The organism is Bradyrhizobium elkanii USDA 76 (assembly GCF_023278185.1).
Lineage (GTDB): Bacteria > Pseudomonadota > Alphaproteobacteria > Rhizobiales > Xanthobacteraceae > Bradyrhizobium > Bradyrhizobium elkanii.
Window position 1 is genome coordinate 6055828 of record NZ_CP066356.1, and the last position, 20031, is coordinate 6075858.

The window sequence follows — 20031 nt, forward strand, 5'->3', positions numbered from 1 at the left end:
AATAATTGTCAAGGGTGGTTGGCGCCCACCCACAGCCGTCGTCCCGGCGCAGGCCGGGACCCATACGCCGCAGCAGATGTTGTCGGCCGGACTCGTCGTTCCGGCGACGCGCAATAATGACAAATTGTGGTTATGGGTCCCGGCCTGCGCCGGGACGACATCGAATATGAGGCGCGGCCGGCAAGCCTGCATCGACATTCTCGCGACGCGCTTCGTCGCTATCGTTCTCGCAATGACGCCGAAGACAGGCGGCTGCGCGCGACCTCAATGCACCGCGGCGTACAGGATCTTGTCCTGCGTCGCGTCCGCCGCGTCGAACTCGGCGACGATGCGGCCGGTGCGGGCGACCAGGATGCGGTCGGAGACGGCGAGGATCTCCGGCAGGTAGGACGAGATCACCACCACCGCCTTGCCCTCGTCGGCGAGACGGCGGATTTCGCCGTGGATGTGCGGGATGGTGCCGACGTCGACGCCGCGCGTCGGCTCGTCGAAGATGATGATCGAGGGGTCCTGCACCAGCGTCTTGGCCAGCACCACCTTCTGCTGGTTGCCGCCGGACAGCTCGATGATCCTGGCCTTGCGCTGCAATGCGCTGATCTTGAGCCGATCGACCCAGTAGCTGGCGAGCTTGCTGCGCCGCGCGCGCGACAGCAGGAAGCTCCAGCCCTTGCCGGTGGCGAGGCTGCCGATATAGACGTTGTCGTCGACCACCATGGTCTCGAAGAAGCCGTTGGCCTTGCGGTCCTCGGTGATGTAGGCGATGCCGTCATTGATCGCCTGCCGCGGCACGCGGTAGCGGATCGGCCTGCCGCGCAGCCGGATGGTGCCGCCATTGACCAGATTGCGCTTCAGTGCGCCATAGATGATCTTGGCGATCTCGGTGCGGCCGGAGCCGATCAGGCCGGCGATGCCGACCACCTCGCCGGCATAGACCGAGAACGACATGTTCTTGACCGCCATGCCCATGGTGACGTTCTCGACCGTCAGCACCTTCTCGCGGCGCTGATGGGTTTTCGCCTTGCCGCCATAGACCGCCTGCGCCACCTCGCGCCCGACCATGTGCTGCACCAGCGCGTCGCGCGTGAGCTGCCTGGCGGGCGCCGTGATCACCAGCTTGCCGTCGCGCAGCACGGTGATGCGGTCGGCGATCTGCAGCGATTCCTCCAGCGCATGCGAGATGTAGATGATAGAGACGCCGCGGGCGCGCAGATCGCGCACCAGATGGAAGAAGTGGACGATCTCCTCCGGCGTCAGCGATGCGGTCGGTTCGTCGAAGATGATGATACGCGCCTTGTTGTAGATCGCGCGCGCGATCTCCACCATCTGCTTCTTGGCGGTGCCGAGCAGCGCCACCGGCGTCGCCGGATCGACGTGGAAGTTGAGCGACTGCAACAGCTGCTGGGCCTGGATGTTCAGGGTCCGGAATCGCGTCAGCAGCTTTTCGTTGCCGAGCTCGATGTTCTGCGCGGCAGTCATGGTCGGCACCAGGCTGGTCTCCTGATAGACCATGCAGATGCCGGCATTGAGCGCGTCGCGCGGCTGCTCGAAACCGGTCGGCTTGCCGTCGAGCAGATAGTCGCCGGAGGTGAGATTGATCGCGCCGGCGATCGCCTTGCACAGCGTCGACTTGCCGGCGCCGTTCTCGCCGACCAGCGCATGCACCTCGCCGGGATAGAGGTCGAAATTGACGCCTTCGATGGCGTGGACGCCGCCATAGATTTTCGAACCGTTGGTGATCCGCAGCACCGGCTCGCGGGCTGCGGAGGTCTCTGCCGTCTTGGCGCCGGGGGCCGCCTGCATCACACCGTCATTCATCGCAGCTCTCCCGTAGTGCGCAGCAGGCGTCCGGCGCCGCGCGCGGCGATCACGACGCCCGACGGCGTCGCGCAGGCAGCGGTGATGCCGTGGAAGCGGCCGCCGGCGCGGCTGTGCAGGCTGTCGGTCGCATCGCCCTCGGCATCGAGATGCACCAGCAGACCATAGGAGCGCGGCGGCGCCCATGGCTTCTGGATGCCGAGCGCCTTGACGCTGCCGATCTGCATCGGCTCCAGGCAATCGCTGCCGCCGGCGAGCGCCGGCGCGACCCAGTAATCCGGCGGCATCGTCGCCATCATCTCCTCGCGGAAATCGTCTTCCTTGAGCACGAACTCGATCAGATGGGTGCGGCGGGCGAAGATGGCGAGCAGCATGCCGCCGTGGCCGTCCGGATGCAGCCGCGCCGGATAGCCCGGCATGTTGGCGGCGACGGTCTCGCGCGGACCAAGCCCGTTGCCGCCGAGCGCGAACCGGCTGAGGCGATGCGCCCAGCTTTCGGTGAGCCACAGGCTGTTGCCGTCGGCCGAAACACTGACGCCATAGGGATAGGGCAGATCGCGCAGCAGCACCTGCGGATTGTCGAGGCCGGCGCCGCAGTTGATGAGCCGACCATTGGCGCGCTTCTCCATCAGGTCGTGCCGCCATTCGTCCGGGCGTCGGCCGGCGCTGCCTTCGACGGCATAGATGCTGCCATCGGGCGCCGCCGTCACCGACAACAGCCCCGTGAGCGCGCTGCCGCCGGCAGCATTCAGCCAGCGCGGATCGGGCTTGGCCGGATCGATCGCGGCAAGCCCCCTGCCCGCGACGCAGACCAGGAGGCGGCCGTCCGGATGCAGCGCGAGCCCGCCGGCATCATCCTCGAACTCGGCAACGACCGTACGTGCCGACAAGTCATTGCCGCCGAGCTTCAGCACCTGGCGCCCTGCGGAAACATAGACCGCACCGTCGCCGGCGGCGATCACGTCGTCGATGCCGGGCAGCGGCTCGCCGATCGGGGTGGCGGTGTCGAGCCGGTCGTTCGGGCTCAGCGCGCCGTCGAGCGGCGGGATCGCGTTCTGGCCGCCGTCGCGGTCGATGACGCTGCGGATGTCGCGCAGCAGATGATCGAAAAATCCCATTACGTCGTCACCCTGCTCTTTGCGCCCCAATAGGCATCGTAGCCGGTCCAGCTGTCGTCGACGCCCTCGAGCCTGATGCGGCCGATCCGGTTGTTCTCGAGTCCGCCGAGATAGAGATAGCCCTTGTGCTCCCGCATCGAGGTCAGGGTCGAATGCGAGATGCCGGTCGGGTCCCACCAGGATTCCAGCGCCTCGCCCTGCTCGTTGAACTTCAGCACGCAGCCATGGTTGAGCGCCGGCGCCAGCCACTCGTCGGTCGGCACCTGCTTCACCATGCGCAGGCGGAAGCCGGGTTTTCGCGCGGCAAGGTCGAATGTCGGCGTGCGGATGCCAACCAGCGCCAGCCAGTAGGTGCCGTCGGAGGCGCGGTTGATGTTGTCCGGATTGCCCGGCAGTTCGTCCATCAGCACTTCGGTCTTGCCCTTGTTCGGCCCGTCGATCCAGTGGCGGAACACCTTGCACAGCGAGGTCGACGCGATCAGGATCGATTTGCCGTCATGCGAGACGCAGATCCCGTTCGGGAAATAGAAGTGGTTGATCACCGTGCGCGTGGTCCTGGTCGCCGGGTCGTAGCAGACCACACGGCCGTTCGGCCGGCCCTCGAGGATGTCGAGGGTGTTGGTGGTCATCTCGTAGCGCGTGGTGCAGTCGCTGAAATAGATCTTGCCGTCGGGCGCGATGTCGAGGTCGTCGGCCATGCGCAGGCGGGAATCGTCGTTCAGCTTGTACCAGGTGCGGTTGGTCTCGTCGGTGACCTTGAAGATGCGGCCATCGGGCGCGACGCCGTAGACGCCCATGCCGGCGACCGCGACGATCAGATTCTCGTCGCGATCGAACTGCATGCCGAGCGGCCGGCCGCCGATATGGGCGAACACCTCGCGCGTCTCGAAGTTCGCCCCGGAGAAACGGATCACATTGCCGTCGCGGGTCGAGCCGTAGAGCCGGCCCTGGCGGTCGAGGATGACGTCCTCGGGCCCCTCGACCTGATCGACGCCGATCGCCTGCGCATTGATCAGCCGGTCGTTCTGCGCATAGGGCGAAGCCGCGCCCGGCTGCACCGCGGGCGCCGAGGCGAGCGGCACGAAGGCCGGATTGACGTAGATCTTCTGGATCGCCTTGCCGCGGTTCTTCGACCATTTGACGTCGATGCCGACGGCGGCGAGCAGGATCATGCCCGTCACTGCCGAGGTGACGTAGCCCGGGATGCCCATCCGCACGAGGCCGTTGATCAGGAGGAAGATGATCAGCGCGCCGATCATCGCCCGCCATACCGTGCCCTTGCCGCCGGCGAGCGACACGCCGCCGAGCACGACGGCGGTGAGCGCCTGGAATTCCCACCCCACGCCGGTGGTGGAATCCGTCGAGGCTTGCCGCGCGGCGTAGAAGATGCCGCTCGCCGCGCACAGCGTGCCCGACAGCACATAGGTCATGAACAGCATCATCCGGACGCGGATGCCGGCGTGGCGCGCCGCCTTGCGGCTGGCGCCGATCGCGGTGAGATGCCAGCCATAGCGCGAGCGCGACAGGAAGATGTGGCAGATCAACAGCACCACGAACAGCGTCGCCGCATTGACGGGAATGCCGAGCACGCTGCCGCCGCCGATGAAATCCCAGGCGTCGCTCTCGACCGAGTTGGTCGCGAACACCTGGGCGTAGCTGGTGTTGAGCAGGTTGACCGAGGCGCGCAGGATGATCAGCGTCACCAGCGTGGTCAGGAACGGCCGCGTCTTCAGGAAGCCGATCAAGAAGCCGTTGATGCTGCCGAGCAGCGCGCCGACCAGAAGCGTCGCCGGCACGGCGAGGCCGACCGGCCATTCGCGCACCAGGAGGAAATACAGCGCCGCGAAATTGCACAGCGCGAAGATCGCGCCGACCGACAGGTCGATGCCGCCGGTGACCAGGCAGAAACCCATCGCGAGCGCGACGAAGCCGAATTCGGCGAACAGCCGCAGCAGCGACACCGAGTTCTGCACCGAGGCGTAGTCGGGAATGGTGAGCGCGAAATAGGCCCACAGCCCGATCATCACGGTGAAGGGAACCACCGGCTCGAACCACTGTTTCAGCAGCAGCTCCGACAGCAGGAGCCGGGGTGAAAACCGCCGCACCGATGCGGCAAAGGAATCAACGGCCATCGACATCGCCAAAGCACTCCATGATCCGGTTTCAACGTTTCCGGATTCTGACCCGTGATACAGCCGGCGCGGGAATGCCCCCCGCGCCGGCTGTCTCGCGCCTTGTTAGTTTTTCTTGGGTAGCGCGAAGCAGGTGCCGCCGAGCGAGGCGTTGGTCTTATCGATCCAGATTGGCCGCGTGTAATAGGACAGGTTTTTGGTGCCGGGCTTGTCGCCGGACATCAGCAGCGTCTCGGCTGCGAACATCAGATCGTGACCCTGCTCGGTCGCCTTGTAGCTGAGGAATTTGCTGAAATTCCCGGAGTTGACCTGGTCGCAATCGAGCTGCGAGCCCTCGCCCGAGGCGAACACCTTCACATCGTCGATCTTGCCGGCATTGCGGATCGCCTGCGCGGCGCCCGACTCCATGATGCCCCAGAAGCCGATCGACGCGCAGAGATCGGGATGCTGCTGGATCACGGTCGCGGTAATGTTGAGCGCAGTGTTGGCATCCCAGTTCGCGGCCTGGTTCGACACCACCTTGATGTTGGGATCCTTGTTCAGGACCTCCATGATGGCACCGACCTGGTCGACGCTGGCGGCCGCGGTCAATTCGCCCTGCACGATCTGCACCTTGCCGGATTTTCCGGAGCCGGTGCCGCAAGCCTTGACGGCTTCGTTCGCCAGCATCCTGCCGATCTCGCGCCAGTCGACGCCGACGAAGGCGCCGGATTTGTAGTTCGAGGCCATGTTGACCTGAATCACGTGCGTGCCCTGGGCCTCGGCGCGTTTCAGATCCTTCATCAGCAGCGTCACGCTCGGATTCTGCACGATCAGGACGTCAGGCTTCTGATCGACCAGTGCGGTCAGCGCCTGTTGCATGGCGGATGGATTGTTGTTGGGATCGCGCACGATGTATTTCATGCCGCGCCACTCGGCCTCTTCCTGCACCACGCGGCCCCACTCGTCGGAGAGCGGCACGCCGAGCGCGATCGGCAGATAGGCGACGGTCTTGCCCTGCAGCGACTTGTCGTACGCCGCGCGCAGCTCGCGCCCGGCCTTGGTACCTTCCTCCTGCGCCGATGCCGCAAACGGCATCGCGGCAAGCGTCACCCCGGCAAGCAGGATCGTCCAGAACTTGGTCGTCTTCATCGTCTCCTCCACACAAAATTCTTTTGATTGATTTGGGATTCTTTTTGTTGATTGGGCCAATGACCGAGGTGCCCGCGTTCGCTCAGTCGCCCTGTTTCAATCCCCTTGTCGCGCGGTCTCCTCGTCGCGGGGGTGCAGCCAGTTGTCGAGCACGATGGCGGCCAGCAGCACCACGCCCTTGATGATGTTCTGCACCTCGCTGTTGACGTCCATGATGGTGAAGGCGTTGAGCAGCGTGCCGATCAGGATGCAGCCGACCACGACGCTGAACACACTGCCGCGGCCGCCGATCAGGCTGATGCCGCCGATCACGACGACGAGCACGACATCGAAGATCATGGCGCCCTGGGTGATCGCCATCTGCATGCTGCCCGTGGTGCCGACCCAGACCAGGCCCGCAATCCAGGCGAGCACTGCAACCAGCACGTGCTCGAGCACGATCAGCGGCCGCAGCGCGACGCCGGTCAGCCGCGCGGCCTCCGGATTGTCGCCCTGCGAATAGATGAAGCGGCCGATCGAGGTGCGCGACAGGAACAAATGCATCGCGATTGCACAGGCCGCGAACACCAGGATCGGAACCGGGATGCCGAACAGCCGTCCGGCGCCGAGATACATCAGGCCCGGCGCATCCTTCGGCGCATAGACCACCCAAGCCGGCGCGATCCAGAAGGCGAGGCCATAGATCACGAAGCCGGCAGCCAGCGTCACGAACAGCGCCGGCGCCTCGACGAAAGCGACCATCACGCCGTTGACGACGCCGATCAGCACCGCGATCGCCAGCGCCAGCAGCACTGCCGTAAAAACGGGCATGCCGTTCTGCATGTAGATCAGCGCGATCGCCCAGGAACCCGCCATGATCGCGACCTCGGAGAGGTCGATGCCGCGGCTGATCACGATCAGCCCCATGCCGAGGCCGAGCACGCCGAGGATGGAAATACTCCGCAACAGATTCAGGAGATTGGAGACGGTGGCAAAGCCGTTCAGCGTCAGGCCGAACACGATCAGGAGCGCGATGGTGATCAGGAGCACGATCTGCTCCTGGCTCGGCTTTGCAAACATTGCGCCCAGGCGAGATGATGCCGCAGGGACAGCAACGCCGCGCGATGGCGATTGCACGCTCATCGTTTCCTCCAGGTATTATTTTGCTTGAGACTTTAAGAGTGCCGATTAGTATTCGTCAAATGCATTCGACGGATACGGATTGATCATTTCCATGCATGTACGCGACGTCGATCTGAACCTGTTCGTCGTGTTCGACGCGATCTATTCCGAGGGCGGCGTCAGCCGCGCCTGCTTCCGCCTCAACCTGACCCAGCCCGCGGTCAGCCATGCGCTGAGCCGGCTGCGCGCGATGTTCAACGATCCGCTGTTCGTGCGCCGCAACCACGTGATGACGCCGACCCCGCTGGCCCGGCAGATCATCACCACGGTGCGCCAGGCGCTCAACGGCCTCGAGACGACGCTGACCCACACCCATCGGTTCGATCCGGCGCAGACTCCGAAGCGGTTCGTGATCGGGCTGCGCAACAATCTCGAGGCGCCGATGCTGAGCGCGCTGGTCAATAGGATCAGCACGGTGGCGCCGCTGGTGGAGATCGCCACCGTGCGCAGCGAGCGCAACAATCTGGAGCGCGAGCTTGCCGCCGGTACCCTCGACGTCGCGATCGATACGCTGTTGCCGCTGTCGGCGGAGGTGCGGCGCGAGCAGATCCTGACCGAGCATATCGCGGTGTTCGCGCGGCGCGGCCATCCCGAGCTCGGCAGCCGGCTCGACAAGAAGGCTTATTTGCGCATGGAGCATGTCTGCGTGACGTCGCGGCGCAGCGGCCTGTCGTTCGAGGATTTTCAGCTCCAGCGCCTCGGCCTGACCCGCACTGTTCGCCTGACCTGCCAGAATTTCGCAACCGCCTGCCACGTCGTGAGCCGCAGCAACATGCTGCTGACCGCCTCGGAGAGCGCCGCCTCCGTGCTGGAAGACCCCGGGCTGCTGCAGTGCTTCCCCTGCCCGTTCCCGATCAGCCCGCACGTCAATTATCTCTACTGGCACGCCACCGCCGAGGACGACACCACCAATCAATGGCTGCGCGAGCAGCTGCGCGCGGCCGCGGCGCTGCTGGCCGGCAGTCGCTTCAGCAAGAAGAACCGGCGCGCGGCGAGGACGCGTCCCAAGGTGGGAGGTCCGATAGCGACCAGTCTCGCCGCTGAATAGTGGCGGTACTCTTATTGATTCACCAGCCGACACTTGGACGTGGACAATGGCTGAAAGGCTTCAGCCGCCGGGATGGTCTCCTTCACCGTATAATAGTCCCATTTCTGCTTGACGTCGGCCGGCGCCTTCACCTGGACGAGATACATGTCGTGCACCATGCGGCCGTCCGCGCGGATCCTGCCGTTGCGCGCGAACATATCGTCGATCGGCATCGACTTGAGTCGCTGCATCACAGCTGCCGCGTCGTCGGTTTTAACCGCCTGTACGGCCTTCAGGTAATTGGTCACGGCGGAATAGGCACCGGCCTGCACGAAGTTTGGCATCTTCCCGACCTTGGCAAAGAAGCGCCGGCTCCATTGCCGCGAGCGGTCGTCGAGGTCCCAATAGAATGGTTCGACCAGCAGCATTCCCTGGGTCGCCGCAGCGCCCAGCGCATTGACCTCGGTGATCGTACCGACCAACGGCACGATGGTCTGGCCCGGCGTGATGTTGAAATCCCTCGCAGCCGTGATGGAGTTCAGGAGATCGGCGCCGGCGTTGGCGAATCCGATCACCTTGGCTTTCGAGGCTTGCGCCTGCAGCAGGAAGGACGACAGGTCAGTGGTGCTGATCGGGTGATAGACCGTGCCGACCACCGTGCCGCCGGAGCGCGTGATGGCGTCGGAAGCTTCCGCCACCAGGGATTTCCCGAGCGCGTAGTCGACGGCGACGAAATACCAGGTCCCCAGGCCCAGCGACTTCACCAACCGCGCCTGACCGTTGGTGAACGAATAGGTGTCCCAAGTATAGCTGATCGTGTTGGGCGAACACTGTTCATTGGTGAGCCGCATTGAGCCGGAGCCGGTGACGATCAGCATGCGGTTTTTGGTTTCCGCGACGCTCGACACCGCCAGCGCGACGCCGGAATTGATGACGTCGGTGATCAGGTCGACGCCGCCGGTATCGTACCATTGCCGCGCGATGCCGGTGGCGACATCCGGCTTGTTCTGGTGATCCGCGGAGATCAGCTCCACTTTGAACGGCGGCTTCTCCTGATCGACGAAATCGTCGATCGCCATCTGCGCGGCCGCAACTGCACCCGCACCCGCGAGGTCGGAAAACACGCCGCCCATGTCGGTGAGAACGCCGATCTTGACGGTGCCGTCCGAAACCCCCGTCGTCTCCGCCGATGCACCAGCGCATGCTGCGGCCAGCATTGCGGCAACCGGCCACGCAATCGAATTCCGAATCCTCATGGCAACCTCCCCGTACTGACGCGGCTTCGGCGCGCTTTTTTGTGTGACGGCGCGAATTATTCGGCGGCCGCCGACTTCATGTCGTTGCGACGCAGGTTGCGCCGGGCCCAGACGGCGAGCTCCTGCATCGTCGTCTGCGTTTCCGGGAGGAACGGGAAGATCGGATAGACGTGGACGGAATCCTCGACGATCCGCAACGTCACATCGAGACCGGCCCTCTCGGCGCGCTCGGCCAACCGCGTAGCATCGCTGAGCAGCACCTCGCCTTGGCTTGCGGTGACGAACAGCGGCGGCAGCCCGGTCAGATCGCCGAACAGCGGCGACACCAACGGATCGGTCGGCTCGTGGGCCTGGAAATACGACGCGCCCATGAAGGTGAGCAGGTCGCGGTTGGCCGCGGGATCGTCGCCGTTGAAAGCTCGAATCGTCGGGCCTGACAGGGTCAGGTCGGCGAATGGCGCCACCGAGAGGATCGCCGCCGGCAACGGATCGCCCGCGTTTCGGAGCGCCAAGACCAGCGCAACGGCCATGCCGCCGCCTGCCGACTCGCCGGAGACCAATATCGAGCTTGCAGCGACGCCGCGCGCCAGCAATGCGCGATAGGCCGCCACCGCATCGTCGATCGCGGCGGGATAGGGATGCTCCGGCGCGAGCCGGTAGTCCACCGTGTAACAGACACCATCTACCGCCGCGGCAAGACGGCTTGCATATTCCAGCGAGCCCTTGGCGGAACCGATCAAATAGCCCCCGCCGTGGAAATGCAGCACGACATTGCCGCGTGGCGCATTCGGTGCCGCAACACGCCAGGCCTTGACGTCACCCAGTTCGTCCTCCACCGCGATGGTGCCCGCGGGCAACGGAAAGTTCGTCGTGAGGAAGCGGTCATAGGCCTCGCGCAATCCGTCATGTCCGCGCGCTACATCTTCAGGACGAAAGGCGAATTTCCAGAGATCGAAGGCGCGCTGGCTCTCGGGACGGCGCAAGCATTTGCCTTCACGCAAGCCCGTGACATTGAGCACCTCGCCGGGCGCCCCCTCCGTGGCTTTCACGACATCATAATCCCACGCGAGACCCCAGCTGGTCTCGGCGAACGGATCGATGCGCGCCATGCCCTTCCAGCGGCCGTTGCGATCGCGTATGCGGTTGGCCTCGGTCTCATGCATCAGCTTGACCACGGCGCGTGCGCCGGCCTGGATGCGCGTGGTGCGCGGCAGCCGCCGCTGCTCATACTCCTTAAGGGCGCCCGGCACGTCGTCCTGGCGACGCGACAGCACCCGCGCGAGGGTCCAGGCATCCTCGATGCTCTGGCCAGCGCCCGCGGCAAGAAACGGCACCATCGGATGGGCTGCATCGCCAAGCAGAGTGATGCGGCCGGAGCTCCAGCTGTCGATCGGATCGCGATAATACATGCCGGTGATGAAGGCGCTCTGGCACTGCTCGAGCATCTTGCGTGCGCGCGGCTCGGCGTCCTCGAAGGAGCGCAGCATCTCGGAAATGTCGCCGCTCTCGTCCCAGGATTCGCGAGTCACCTCTTGTGCGGGTACCGAGGCGAGGATGCTGTAGAGATTTTTCGGCCGCACCCAATAGGTGATCAAGGTTCGGCCGGGGCCGAACCAGTAATTGCCGCGCTCCTCCAGATTGAGCCCTTCGAGACGCTCTGCTGGAATTAGCGAACGCCACATCAAGATGTTGGCAAAGTGCTTCTGCTCCTGACCCCGCAAATGCTGGCGTACCACCGAATGGATGCCGTCGCAGCCGACCAGCAGATCGCCGCGCACGGTCTCGCCATTCGCAAGCTTTGCCTCGACGCCGCGGGCGTCCTGTGACACCGCCACGCAGCGGGCGCCGAGCCGCTTGGATTCCGCCGGCACCGCATCGGACAGAATTTGCACCAAATCCGCGCGGTGGATATTGTACATCGGCGCCCCGTAGCGCCTGGCGGCCTCGTCACCCAGCGGGGCCTGGTACAGCATCTTGCCGGAGCGCAGGTCGCGATAGTCATAAGACTGCGGCTTGACGCCGACGCTGCGGATCGCGGTCTCGAGCCCGAGCTCGCGCAGTACGATCGCTGCGTTCGCGGCGATCTGGATGCCGGCCCCGATCTCGCTCAGCTCCTTGGCCTGCTCCAGCACAAGCACGTCAACGCCTTGATGACGCAGCGCAATCGCAGTAGTCAATCCGCCGATACCGCCGCCCGCAATGAGCACCCGCATGGTTTGTCTCCGCCCTGTAGTCAAATTAAGTGATTTCACTTAAATTAGGTCAGGATCAGTTCGCATGTCAAGCAGGCGAAGAACCACGCGCGCGAGTTCGGAAGAAACGCGGAACCAGATCAAGGCGGCCGCGCAAATGCTGTTTGCCCGTCATGGCGTCGATGCCGTGACGGTGCAGCAGATCGTCGATGCCGGGGGGCAACGCAACAACGCGGCCCTGCACTACCATTTCGGCTCCAAGGAGGAATTGATCCGCCAGATGGTGGTCGACGGCGCCACCGTGCTCGACGGGCGTCGACGCGAGATGCTGGACGAGATCGAGGCGCGCGGGGGCCCCAAAAGCATCCGGGAGGTGCTGCTGGTGCTGGTCATGCCCGTCATCGAACTCGGCGACGACGAACGCTGGCACGGATATATCCGCTTCACCACGAACCTGCAGGCCTCGGATCCGAAAGCGTTGCGCGACGCGCTCAACGGCCGTTGGAATGCGAGCTATGTCGCGTGCTTCAACTACCTGAAGACGATGCTTCGCCTGCCGGCGCCGATCGTGGAACAGCGCCTTTCAATTTTCGCGATCTACGCCAACGCGATCCTGTCGGCGCACGAGGCCGCCGTCGAGTCGCGCAACACCAAGAGCAGCCGTCTTTGGGGGCAACCATTCACGATCGAGAACATCCTCGATACGCTTGAGGCCACGCTCACCTGCCCGCTCTCGGAGGGCACCTCGTCGAAGCTACCGGCAGGCTAAGGCGCGCCGGTCACATCCCGCTCAGCCCGCTATCCACCGCGAGCGTCTGCGCGGTGACATAGACGCTTTCATCCGACATGAAGAACAGCACGGCATAGGCGATCTCCCACGCCGTCGCCTGACGGCCGAATGGGATATGCCCCTTGCCGCGCGACGGCCGGCCCGCGCCAGCCTCGCGGCCGTTCGGGGTGTCGACCAGCCCGGGATAGACCAGGTTGGCGCGGATGCCGCGCCGCGCGCCCGTGTGAGCGATGTTGCGCATCAGGCCGCCGAGCGCGGCCTTGGAGGAATCGTAGACCGCCATCTGCGACCCCGCCTTCAGCGCCGCGATCGAGGAGATGAAGACGATCGAGCCGCCGTCTTCGAATTTCGGCAAGGCCGCGCGGCAGCACAGCATCGGGCCGCGGACATTGACGTCGTAGATCCTGTTCCACTCCTCCGCGCTGACATTGTCGAGCCCGGTCTTGCCGAAAGTGCCGATGTTCAGCACCATGCCATCGAGCCCGCCCATCGTGCGATGCGCTTCATCAATCATCCTGATGACGTCGGCCTCTTGAGTGACATCGGCGGCGATCGCGAAGGCGCGGCCGCCATCATCAGCAATACGCGCAACCGTGTCCTCGGCCGAGGTACGGTTGAGGTCGGCGACCGCGACATGCGCGCCCTCGCGCGCGAACAGCAGGCTCATGGCGCGGCCGTTGCCGATCGGATCGGTCGCGGCATCGAACACGCGCTGGCCGCCGCCGACCACCAGGATGCGGCGGCCGTTGAGGCGTCCCCGGCCCGGCGCGGTGCCGGACGATTCCGCGCTCAGCGGACGCACATGGCGTTCCGGCTTGGTGTCTTGCTTGGCCTCTTGCGAAGTCTCCGGCATCCGATTCAACCCCGCTTCCTGCCGCCCTCGTAGACCGCCATGCCGGCGGCCGGATCGAGATCGGTCTCGGTTGCCTCCGTCAGCCGCGCCATCGTCATGTAGAAGCCGAGCGCGACGATCGCCTCGACGATCTCCTGATCGCTGAAATGCTCGCGCATGCCGGCGAAGGCGGCATCGCCGACGCGCACCTTCTCGACCACCTCGCGGCCGAAGCCGAGCAGCGCGCGTTCGGACGCGTTCAGCGCCGCATCGTCGTAATTGCCGCGCTCGACGGCATCGATCTGCGCCTGGGTGACGCCGACACCGAGCGCGATCGGCACATGTTGCCGCCATTCATAGGCGCCGCCCTCGAGCTGCGCGGCCTGCAGGATCAGGAGCTCGCGGTTGACCGCCGACAGCTTCTGCTTGTGCAGGATCGAATTGGCGAGCCGCATCAGCGGAATGGCATTGGCCTCGGCATGGGCCATCATGCGGAAGATGTTGAGCTTGACCGGCATGCGGTCGAATGCGGCGCGGATGTCGCCGCCCGTCGTGTCCGGATCAATCAGAGGCAGCCTTGCCACGCGTCTCTCCCTTTTTTGCGCCTGTTCGTTGTTCTTGCCCGTCGTTCTTGCCGTCGGTGCGACCAGCTAATGCACCGGGCCGACCGAGATCAAGCCAACCGCTCGACATTGCCCGAATTGCGGGGTTCAGCCATGCGGTTCCGCGCTTGAATCCGCATCCACGGGCAGGCATAAGGAGCGCCAACTCCCCTAAAAAATGCCCTTGGCCCAAGGATTTGAGAAGGATTTACGATGCCCGCCTATCGCTCCCGCACCACCACCCACGGCCGCAACATGGCGGGTGCACGCGGCCTCTGGCGCGCCACCGGCATGAAGAACGAGGATTTCGGCAAGCCGATCATCGCGGTGGTCAATTCCTTCACCCAGTTCGTGCCCGGCCACGTCCATCTGCAGAATCTCGGCCAGCTGGTCGCGCGCGAGATCGAGAAGGCCGGCGGGGTGGCAAAAGAGTTCAACACCATTGCGGTCGATGACGGCATCGCGATGGGTCATGACGGCATGCTGTACAGCCTGCCCTCGCGCGAGCTGATCGCCGACAGCGTCGAATACATGGTCAACGCGCATTGCGCGGACGCGATGGTCTGCATCTCCAACTGCGACAAGATCACGCCCGGCATGCTGATGGCGACGCTGCGGCTCAACATCCCGACCGTGTTCGTCTCGGGCGGACCGATGGAGTCGGGCAAGATCCTGCTCAAGGGCAAGAAGCGCGCGGTCGACCTGATCGACGCGATGGTCGCGGCCGCCGACTCCAACGTGTCGGACGAGGACGTCGCGGTGATCGAGCGCTCGGCCTGCCCGACCTGCGGCTCCTGCTCCGGCATGTTCACCGCGAACTCGATGAACTGCCTGACCGAGGCACTCGGCCTCGCGCTGCCCGGCAACGGCTCGGTGCTCGCGACCCACGCCGACCGCAAGAGCCTGTTCGTCGAGGCCGGCCATCTGATCGTCGACCTCGCCCGCCGCTACTATGAGCAGGACGACGCCAAGGTGCTGCCGCGCAACATCGCGAACTTCAAGTCGTTCGAGAACGCGATGACGCTCGACATTGCGATGGGCGGCTCGACCAACACCGTGCTGCATCTGCTCGCCGCCGCGCGCGAGGGCGAAGTGCCGTTCACGATGACCGATATCGACCGCCTGTCACGCAAGGTGCCGGTGCTCTGCAAGGTCGCGCCCTCGGTGCAGGACGTCCACATGGAGGACGTGCATCACGCCGGCGGCATCATGGCGATCCTGGGCGAGCTCGACCGCGCCAAGCTGCTCACGACCGACGGGCCGACCGTGCACGCCGCGACACTGGAGGATGCGCTGAACCGCTGGGACGTGGTGCGGACATCAAGCGACAAGGTACGCAACTTCTATTGCGCCGCGCCGGGCGGCGTGCCGACCCAGGAAGCCTTCAGCCAGGACCGCCGCTTCGACGAGGTCGATCTCGACCGCGCCAAGGGCTGCATCCGCGACGCCGCGCATGCCTATTCCAAGGACGGCGGCCTCGCCGTGCTGTTCGGCAACCTTGCCGAGGACGGCTGCATCGTGAAGACCGCCGGCGTCGACGAGAGCATTTTGAAGTTCTCCGGCCCTGCCCGCATCTTCGAAAGCCAGGACGCATCGGTCGAAGCCATCCTTGGCAACAAGGTGAAGGCCGGCGACGTCGTGCTGATCCGCTATGAGGGTCCGCGCGGCGGCCCGGGCATGCAGGAGATGCTGTACCCGACCAGCTATCTGAAGTCGAAAGGCCTCGGAAAGGCCTGTGCGCTGATCACCGACGGCCGCTTCTCCGGCGGATCGTCCGGCCTGTCGATCGGCCACGTCTCGCCGGAAGCCGCCGAAGGCGGCCTGATCGGCCTCGTCGAGGAAGGCGACGTCATCGAGTTCGACATCCCGAACCGCAAGGTCAACCTCGCGGTCGACGATGCCGAATTGAAGCGTCGCCGCGGGGCGATGGAAGCCAGGGGCAATGCGGCCTGGAAGCCGGCGGCGCCGCGCAAGCGCGCCGTCTCGACCGCGCTGAAGGCCTATGCGGCATTCGCCAGCAGCGCGGCCAAGGGTGCGGTTCGCATCCTGCCGGAGTGATCGGCGACAAGTGCTAGGTCACGTGCAAGTCGGCCGCCTCGATCCGGATGCGGTCGGCATGCAGTGACCAGTCGCATAGCGATTGTTCCTGGCAAAACTTGACCTTGGCCATCTCGGTGGCCTGGCCCTCGCTCGAGGCGTCGATCTCAAGCGCGCCCTGGCAGACCTCGCGCTCGCGGCCATTGCCGCCGAGCACGTCCTTCATGAAATGAACGACGAAGCGTGACATGGAACCCTCCCTGCTGCACCGGCAGAGCCCGGGGGTACCACGCTAGCACTAACACGAAAGGGTAGTGAGTTAATTCGGCTGATACGCGTGCGACTGTTCGCAGCGGGGAAAACTACGCGCCGGCCTGGGGCAGGCTGGCGGCAGCGATCGCGACGATCTGCGCAAGACGGCGGCCGATCCTGGCGGGCGCGTTGCGGAGCAATGACTGGACCTGTCGCATCGAACATCTTCCTTCCGTGCCCGGACTGGTCGGGCACGAATGGAAAATGGCGATTTCAAGCTAAGTCGTCGATATCTCAGGGAAAATAACAACGGACGCGTTGTGAGGCGGTGCTTTGGCAGTACGTTTATTGCCTCGATCGAGGTCTCGACGAAGGAGATTTTCTCCGGTGTTCTTGCGCGCGCAAGAACGCTCGCACGGCTGGCCGTTTGTGTGAGGGGCGCACCGGCGAAAGAATTCACTCCGCCCTTGCGGTAGATATCCTCCGCAAGGGCGGGCGCCTGCACGATTTCGGAATATTGGAAATATATCCCTGAGTTGCCCGGCGCGTCAAGTTGCTGCGCGAACGCCGGCAGCCGCCAGCCCCTTTGCATGGGGTTGTTTTCGATATTTTGGCCGCGCGCAGCCGCGGCCCCGCAGGGGGAGGCCTGACCCTACCCCGGCATGAACCCGAACGCCTTCTCGAACCGTCGCGCGTAGACCGGCCAGACCTCGGGATTGATGATGCGCGGCGGGCGCTTGCCGTCGAGGGCGTCGAGGATCTGCTCGGCGGCGATCCGGCCCATGTTGATGCGCGCCTCGCGGGTGACACCGGCGGTGTGCGGGCTCGCCAGCACATTGTCGAACTGCAGCAGCGGATGATCCGGCGGCGGCGGCTCCTTGTCCCAGACGTCGAGCCCGGCGCCGGCGATGCGCTTGCCACGCAGCGCTTCCTCCAGCGCCTTCTCGTCGTGGATGAAGCCGCGCGCGGTGGTGACGAAATAGGCGTGCGGCTGCATCAGCGCGAACTGGCGCGCGCCGATCATGCCGCGGCTGTTCTTGTCCAGCGGACACGAGATCGAAACAAAGTCCGCGCGACGCAGGAGATCGTCGAGCTCGACCTTTTCCCCGCCCCGCTTCGCCATCTCGTCCGCCGTGAGATAGGGATCGTAGGCGATCACCTTCATGTGCAGGAGGCCCCTGCACAGTTCGGCGATGCGGCGGCCGACATTGCCGAGACCGACGATGCCGACGGTCTTCTCCTTCAGCTCATTGCCGATCAGATCGTTGCGGTTGACATTGGCCTCACGCCGCAGCCTGCGGTCGGACTGGATGATCCGCTTCGACAGCGTCAGCATCATGCCGAGCGCATGCTCGGCGACCGAATTGGCGTTGCCGCCGGACTGGTTGACGACAAGCACGCCCGCCGCGGTGCAGGCATCGACATCGACGGGATCGAAGCCGGCGCCATTCGACGACACGATCAGAAGATTCGGCGCACGCTTCAACAGCTCGGCATGGGCATGGAAATGCGGCGCCAGCTCATCGCGCGCCGCACCGATCTGATAGGCATGCGCGTCGGCAAGGACAGGCGCGAACGTCGCCTCCGGCGTCTCGTTCTCGAGACGATCGAGCCGGACGTCCGGCCGCTTCTTCAGGATATCGACGTAGATCTCGTGGGCGAGGTATTTGACGTAGAACACGCGCTTGTTGTTGACGGTCATGTCTTCGAGCAGCTTTCAGTTTGGGAAGCCATAGAGTCGTGCGGGATTGTCGACGAGGATACGGTGCCGGGTCGCCGCATCCGGCGTCCATTCGTGAAACAGGTCGAGCAGATGGCCGGCGTCGGGCATTTCGCCCTCGACCCGCGGATGCGGCCAGTCGCCGCCCCACACCAGCCTTTCAGGATTGGCCGACACCAGTGCCTCGTGGAACGGCCGCGCATCCGGATAATCAGGGGCCCGCTGGCTCAGCCGATGCGCGCCTGACAGTTTGGCCCAGCACCAGCCTTCGTCCACCGCACGCAAAAGGCTCTGAAAGCCCGCGGTGTTGATGCCGGCGCCGGCATCAGTGCGGCCCATGTGATCGACCACGACCGGCAATCCCAGCGCCTTCAGCGTCGGGATCGTGTGGGGCAAATCCTTCACATCGATCCAGAGCTGCAGATGCCAGCCGAGTTCGGCCATCACGCCCGCGTGCGTCTCGGCAACGTTCAAGGGAATGCCACCGCGATAGTGCAGCTGCCCGCCGCGGAAGAAATGGTTGAAGCGCAGGCCGCGGACGCCGAGCACATGCCATTGCCGGAGCGTGCCTGCCGCCACATCGGCATCGGCCACCGCGACGCCGCGCAGCCGCGCGGGCTCGCGCTGCAGCGCATCCAGCATCGCCGAATTGTCGTGGCCGTGCGCGCTGCCCTGCACCAGCACGCCGCGGGAGAAACCGAGCGTATCGAGCATGCCGAGATAGGTCGCGAGCGGCGCGTCCGGCGGCGTGTAGCTGCGATCGCCGGCATAGGGAAAGCGATCGCTTGGGCCGAACACATGCGCATGGGTGTCGCAGGCCTTCGGCGGCAGCTTCTCCCTCGGCGGCGTCACCGGACGCGGCGGCAGGCAGGCGGGAATCTCTGACGCAGCCATGCTCTATTCCGCCTTCATGCCGGCGGCCTTGATGATCGGCCCCCATTTGTCGTAGTCGGCCTTGATCTTGGCGGCGAACTTGTCCGGCGTGGAGCCGATCGGGATCGCACCGAGCTTGCCGAGCCGCTCCTTCACGGCATCGGTGTTCACCGCCGCGACGAAATCATGCGAGATCTTGGCGACGAGGTCGGCGGGCATGCCGCCGGGTCCAAGCAAGCCCCACCACACCTCGGTGTCGTAGCCCGGAACGGTTTCCGACATGCTGGGCACGTCAGGCAGGAACGGCGCACGCGAGCCGGTCGTCACCGCCAGCGCGCGAACCGTGCCGGCTTGCAGCTGCCCGACCGATTCCGGCCCGTTGTTGAACGACATCGGAATTTGCCCGCCGAGCAGATCGTTGATCGCGGGCGCACCGCCCTTGTAGGGGATCGCGTCGAGATCAATCTTGGCGAGGCTCTTGAGCAGCTCCCCGGCCAGATGGGTCGAGGTGCCGTTGCCGGCATGGGCGAAGGACAGGCTGCCCGGCTTCGCCTTCGCCGCGGCGATGACGTCGGCGACCGATTTGAACGGCGAACCCGCGCGCACCAGCAGCACGTTCGGCGACGACGCCAAGAGCGAGATCGCCGAAAAATCCCTGAACGTGTCGTAGGGCAGCTTTGGATAAAGGAATGGATTGGTGGCGTGGCCGCTCGCCACCATGATCAGATTGTAACCGTCGGGCGCGGAGGTCGCGATCGCCTGCGAGGCGATCACCCCGCCGGCGCCGGGCCGGTTCTCGACTACGATCGACTGCGTCCAGGTCTTCGACACCGCTTCAGCGAGCGTTCGCGTCAGAACGTCGACGCCGCCGCCGGGCGGATATGGAACGAGAATGTGAACGGCCTTGGCCGGGTACGGCTGCGCGGACGCAAGGCCGGCCACAATCATGGCCGCTGCCGCAATGGCGGTCCGCCAGACCCATCCGGCCATCGACGCCTCCCGTCCCTTGATCGCTACCGTCTCTTTTTCGTTACGCCTGTATCGCACGTTGGTTCGGCGCTGCGATGGCCGAATTCCGCAGATCGCGTTGCGG

16 protein-coding genes are annotated in these 20031 nt (G+C 65.0%); 3 read left to right on the forward strand and 13 right to left on the reverse strand.

From position 1 onward, the window contains the following. Positions 1-264: 264 nt before the first annotated feature. The 5 genes from JEY66_RS29360 to JEY66_RS29380 all read right to left on the reverse strand — a co-directional run bounded on the left by JEY66_RS29360 (position 265) and on the right by JEY66_RS29380 (position 7318). Positions 265-1800, reverse strand: a complete 1536-nt coding sequence (locus JEY66_RS29360) for a sugar ABC transporter ATP-binding protein (RefSeq protein ID WP_018270779.1) — start codon at positions 1798-1800, stop codon at positions 265-267. 11 nt (positions 1801-1811) lie between these two features. Further along, positions 1812-2933 (reverse strand): SMP-30/gluconolactonase/LRE family protein, encoded by a 1122-nt coding sequence (locus JEY66_RS29365; protein WP_018270778.1) that lies wholly within the window; start codon positions 2931-2933, stop codon positions 1812-1814. Continuing rightward, positions 2933-5071: an ABC transporter permease gene (locus JEY66_RS29370; protein WP_018270777.1), complete on the reverse strand. Its 2139-nt coding sequence runs from the start codon at positions 5069-5071 to the stop codon at positions 2933-2935. Before JEY66_RS29370 ends, JEY66_RS29365 begins: the two co-directional genes overlap by 1 nt. Before the next feature lie 99 nt (positions 5072-5170). Then, positions 5171-6196, reverse strand: coding sequence for a sugar ABC transporter substrate-binding protein (locus JEY66_RS29375; RefSeq protein WP_026192551.1), 1026 nt, complete (start codon positions 6194-6196; stop codon positions 5171-5173). A gap of 96 nt (positions 6197-6292) precedes the next feature. Continuing rightward, positions 6293-7318 (reverse strand): ABC transporter permease, encoded by a 1026-nt coding sequence (locus tag JEY66_RS29380; RefSeq protein WP_244620855.1) that lies wholly within the window; start codon positions 7316-7318, stop codon positions 6293-6295. Positions 7319-7409: 91 nt separating this feature from the next. On the opposite strand from JEY66_RS29380, the gene JEY66_RS29385 reads away from it, so the two are divergent. Further along, positions 7410-8405, forward strand: coding sequence for a LysR family transcriptional regulator (locus JEY66_RS29385; protein WP_018270774.1), 996 nt, complete (start codon positions 7410-7412; stop codon positions 8403-8405). An 11-nt stretch (positions 8406-8416) separates the two neighbouring features. Here JEY66_RS29385 and JEY66_RS29390 read toward each other — a convergent pair whose 3' ends face one another. Next, positions 8417-9640, reverse strand: a complete 1224-nt coding sequence (locus tag JEY66_RS29390; RefSeq protein ID WP_026192550.1) for an ABC transporter substrate-binding protein — start codon at positions 9638-9640, stop codon at positions 8417-8419. A 56-nt stretch (positions 9641-9696) separates the two neighbouring features. Further along, positions 9697-11853, reverse strand: coding sequence for an alpha/beta hydrolase fold domain-containing protein (locus tag JEY66_RS29395; protein WP_016840229.1), 2157 nt, complete (start codon positions 11851-11853; stop codon positions 9697-9699). A 64-nt stretch (positions 11854-11917) separates the two neighbouring features. Here JEY66_RS29395 and JEY66_RS29400 point away from each other — a divergent pair, with 64 nt between their 5' ends. Further along, positions 11918-12601 carry a TetR/AcrR family transcriptional regulator gene (locus tag JEY66_RS29400; RefSeq protein ID WP_016840227.1) on the forward strand — a complete coding sequence of 228 codons (684 nt, stop codon included), beginning with the start codon at positions 11918-11920 and terminating at the stop codon, positions 12599-12601. A gap of 10 nt (positions 12602-12611) precedes the next feature. Here the strand turns inward: JEY66_RS29400 and JEY66_RS29405 are convergent, their stop codons facing one another. After that, positions 12612-13475 (reverse strand): SDR family NAD(P)-dependent oxidoreductase, encoded by an 864-nt coding sequence (locus JEY66_RS29405; RefSeq protein WP_018270773.1) that lies wholly within the window; start codon positions 13473-13475, stop codon positions 12612-12614. Between the two features lie 5 nt (positions 13476-13480). After that, complete coding sequence (locus tag JEY66_RS29410; RefSeq protein ID WP_018270772.1) at positions 13481-14038, reverse strand: carboxymuconolactone decarboxylase family protein; 558 nt, start codon at positions 14036-14038, stop codon at positions 13481-13483. 231 nt (positions 14039-14269) lie between these two features. Here JEY66_RS29410 and ilvD point away from each other — a divergent pair, with 231 nt between their 5' ends. Continuing rightward, entirely contained in the window at positions 14270-16114 is a 1845-nt protein-coding gene (gene ilvD, locus JEY66_RS29415) for a dihydroxy-acid dehydratase (RefSeq protein ID WP_018270771.1), read from the forward strand. A gap of 13 nt (positions 16115-16127) precedes the next feature. Here the strand turns inward: ilvD and JEY66_RS29420 are convergent, their stop codons facing one another. From JEY66_RS29420 to JEY66_RS29435, 4 genes are all read right to left on the reverse strand, one after another. Further along, complete coding sequence (locus JEY66_RS29420) at positions 16128-16343, reverse strand: hypothetical protein (protein ID WP_016840216.1); 216 nt, start codon at positions 16341-16343, stop codon at positions 16128-16130. 654 nt (positions 16344-16997) lie between these two features. Continuing rightward, on the reverse strand, positions 16998-18047 hold the full coding sequence (locus JEY66_RS29425) for a hydroxyacid dehydrogenase (RefSeq protein ID WP_018270768.1): 1050 nt from the start codon (positions 18045-18047) through the stop codon (positions 16998-17000). A 15-nt stretch (positions 18048-18062) separates the two neighbouring features. Beyond that, positions 18063-18959: an amidohydrolase family protein gene (locus JEY66_RS29430; RefSeq protein WP_018270767.1), complete on the reverse strand. Its 897-nt coding sequence runs from the start codon at positions 18957-18959 to the stop codon at positions 18063-18065. Between the two features lie 3 nt (positions 18960-18962). Next, a complete protein-coding gene (locus JEY66_RS29435; RefSeq protein ID WP_018270766.1) occupies positions 18963-19928 on the reverse strand; it encodes a Bug family tripartite tricarboxylate transporter substrate binding protein in 966 nt (321 codons plus the stop codon). Positions 19929-20031 lie beyond the last annotated feature (103 nt).

What these genes read in the sequence shown, in the direction of transcription:
- JEY66_RS29360 (WP_018270779.1), bottom strand. Translation starts at nt 1,800, where the DNA reads ATGCAGGCGGCCCCCGGCGCCAAGACGGCAGAGACCTCCGCAGCCCGC.
- JEY66_RS29365 (WP_018270778.1), bottom strand. Translation starts at nt 2,933, where the DNA reads ATGGGATTTTTCGATCATCTGCTGCGCGACATCCGCAGCGTCATCGAC.
- JEY66_RS29370 (WP_018270777.1), bottom strand. Translation starts at nt 5,071, where the DNA reads ATGTCGATGGCCGTTGATTCCTTTGCCGCATCGGTGCGGCGGTTTTCA.
- JEY66_RS29375 (WP_026192551.1), bottom strand. Translation starts at nt 6,196, where the DNA reads ATGAAGACGACCAAGTTCTGGACGATCCTGCTTGCCGGGGTGACGCTT.
- JEY66_RS29380 (WP_244620855.1), bottom strand. Translation starts at nt 7,318, where the DNA reads ATGAGCGTGCAATCGCCATCGCGCGGCGTTGCTGTCCCTGCGGCATCA.
- JEY66_RS29385 (WP_018270774.1), top strand. Translation starts at nt 7,410, where the DNA reads ATGCATGTACGCGACGTCGATCTGAACCTGTTCGTCGTGTTCGACGCG.
- JEY66_RS29390 (WP_026192550.1), bottom strand. Translation starts at nt 9,640, where the DNA reads ATGAGGATTCGGAATTCGATTGCGTGGCCGGTTGCCGCAATGCTGGCC.
- JEY66_RS29395 (WP_016840229.1), bottom strand. Translation starts at nt 11,853, where the DNA reads ATGCGGGTGCTCATTGCGGGCGGCGGTATCGGCGGATTGACTACTGCG.
- JEY66_RS29400 (WP_016840227.1), top strand. Translation starts at nt 11,918, where the DNA reads ATGTCAAGCAGGCGAAGAACCACGCGCGCGAGTTCGGAAGAAACGCGG.
- JEY66_RS29405 (WP_018270773.1), bottom strand. Translation starts at nt 13,475, where the DNA reads ATGCCGGAGACTTCGCAAGAGGCCAAGCAAGACACCAAGCCGGAACGC.
- ilvD (WP_018270771.1), top strand. Translation starts at nt 14,270, where the DNA reads ATGCCCGCCTATCGCTCCCGCACCACCACCCACGGCCGCAACATGGCG.
- JEY66_RS29420 (WP_016840216.1), bottom strand. Translation starts at nt 16,343, where the DNA reads ATGTCACGCTTCGTCGTTCATTTCATGAAGGACGTGCTCGGCGGCAAT.
- JEY66_RS29425 (WP_018270768.1), bottom strand. Translation starts at nt 18,047, where the DNA reads ATGACCGTCAACAACAAGCGCGTGTTCTACGTCAAATACCTCGCCCAC.
- JEY66_RS29430 (WP_018270767.1), bottom strand. Translation starts at nt 18,959, where the DNA reads ATGGCTGCGTCAGAGATTCCCGCCTGCCTGCCGCCGCGTCCGGTGACG.
- JEY66_RS29435 (WP_018270766.1), bottom strand. Translation starts at nt 19,928, where the DNA reads ATGGCCGGATGGGTCTGGCGGACCGCCATTGCGGCAGCGGCCATGATT.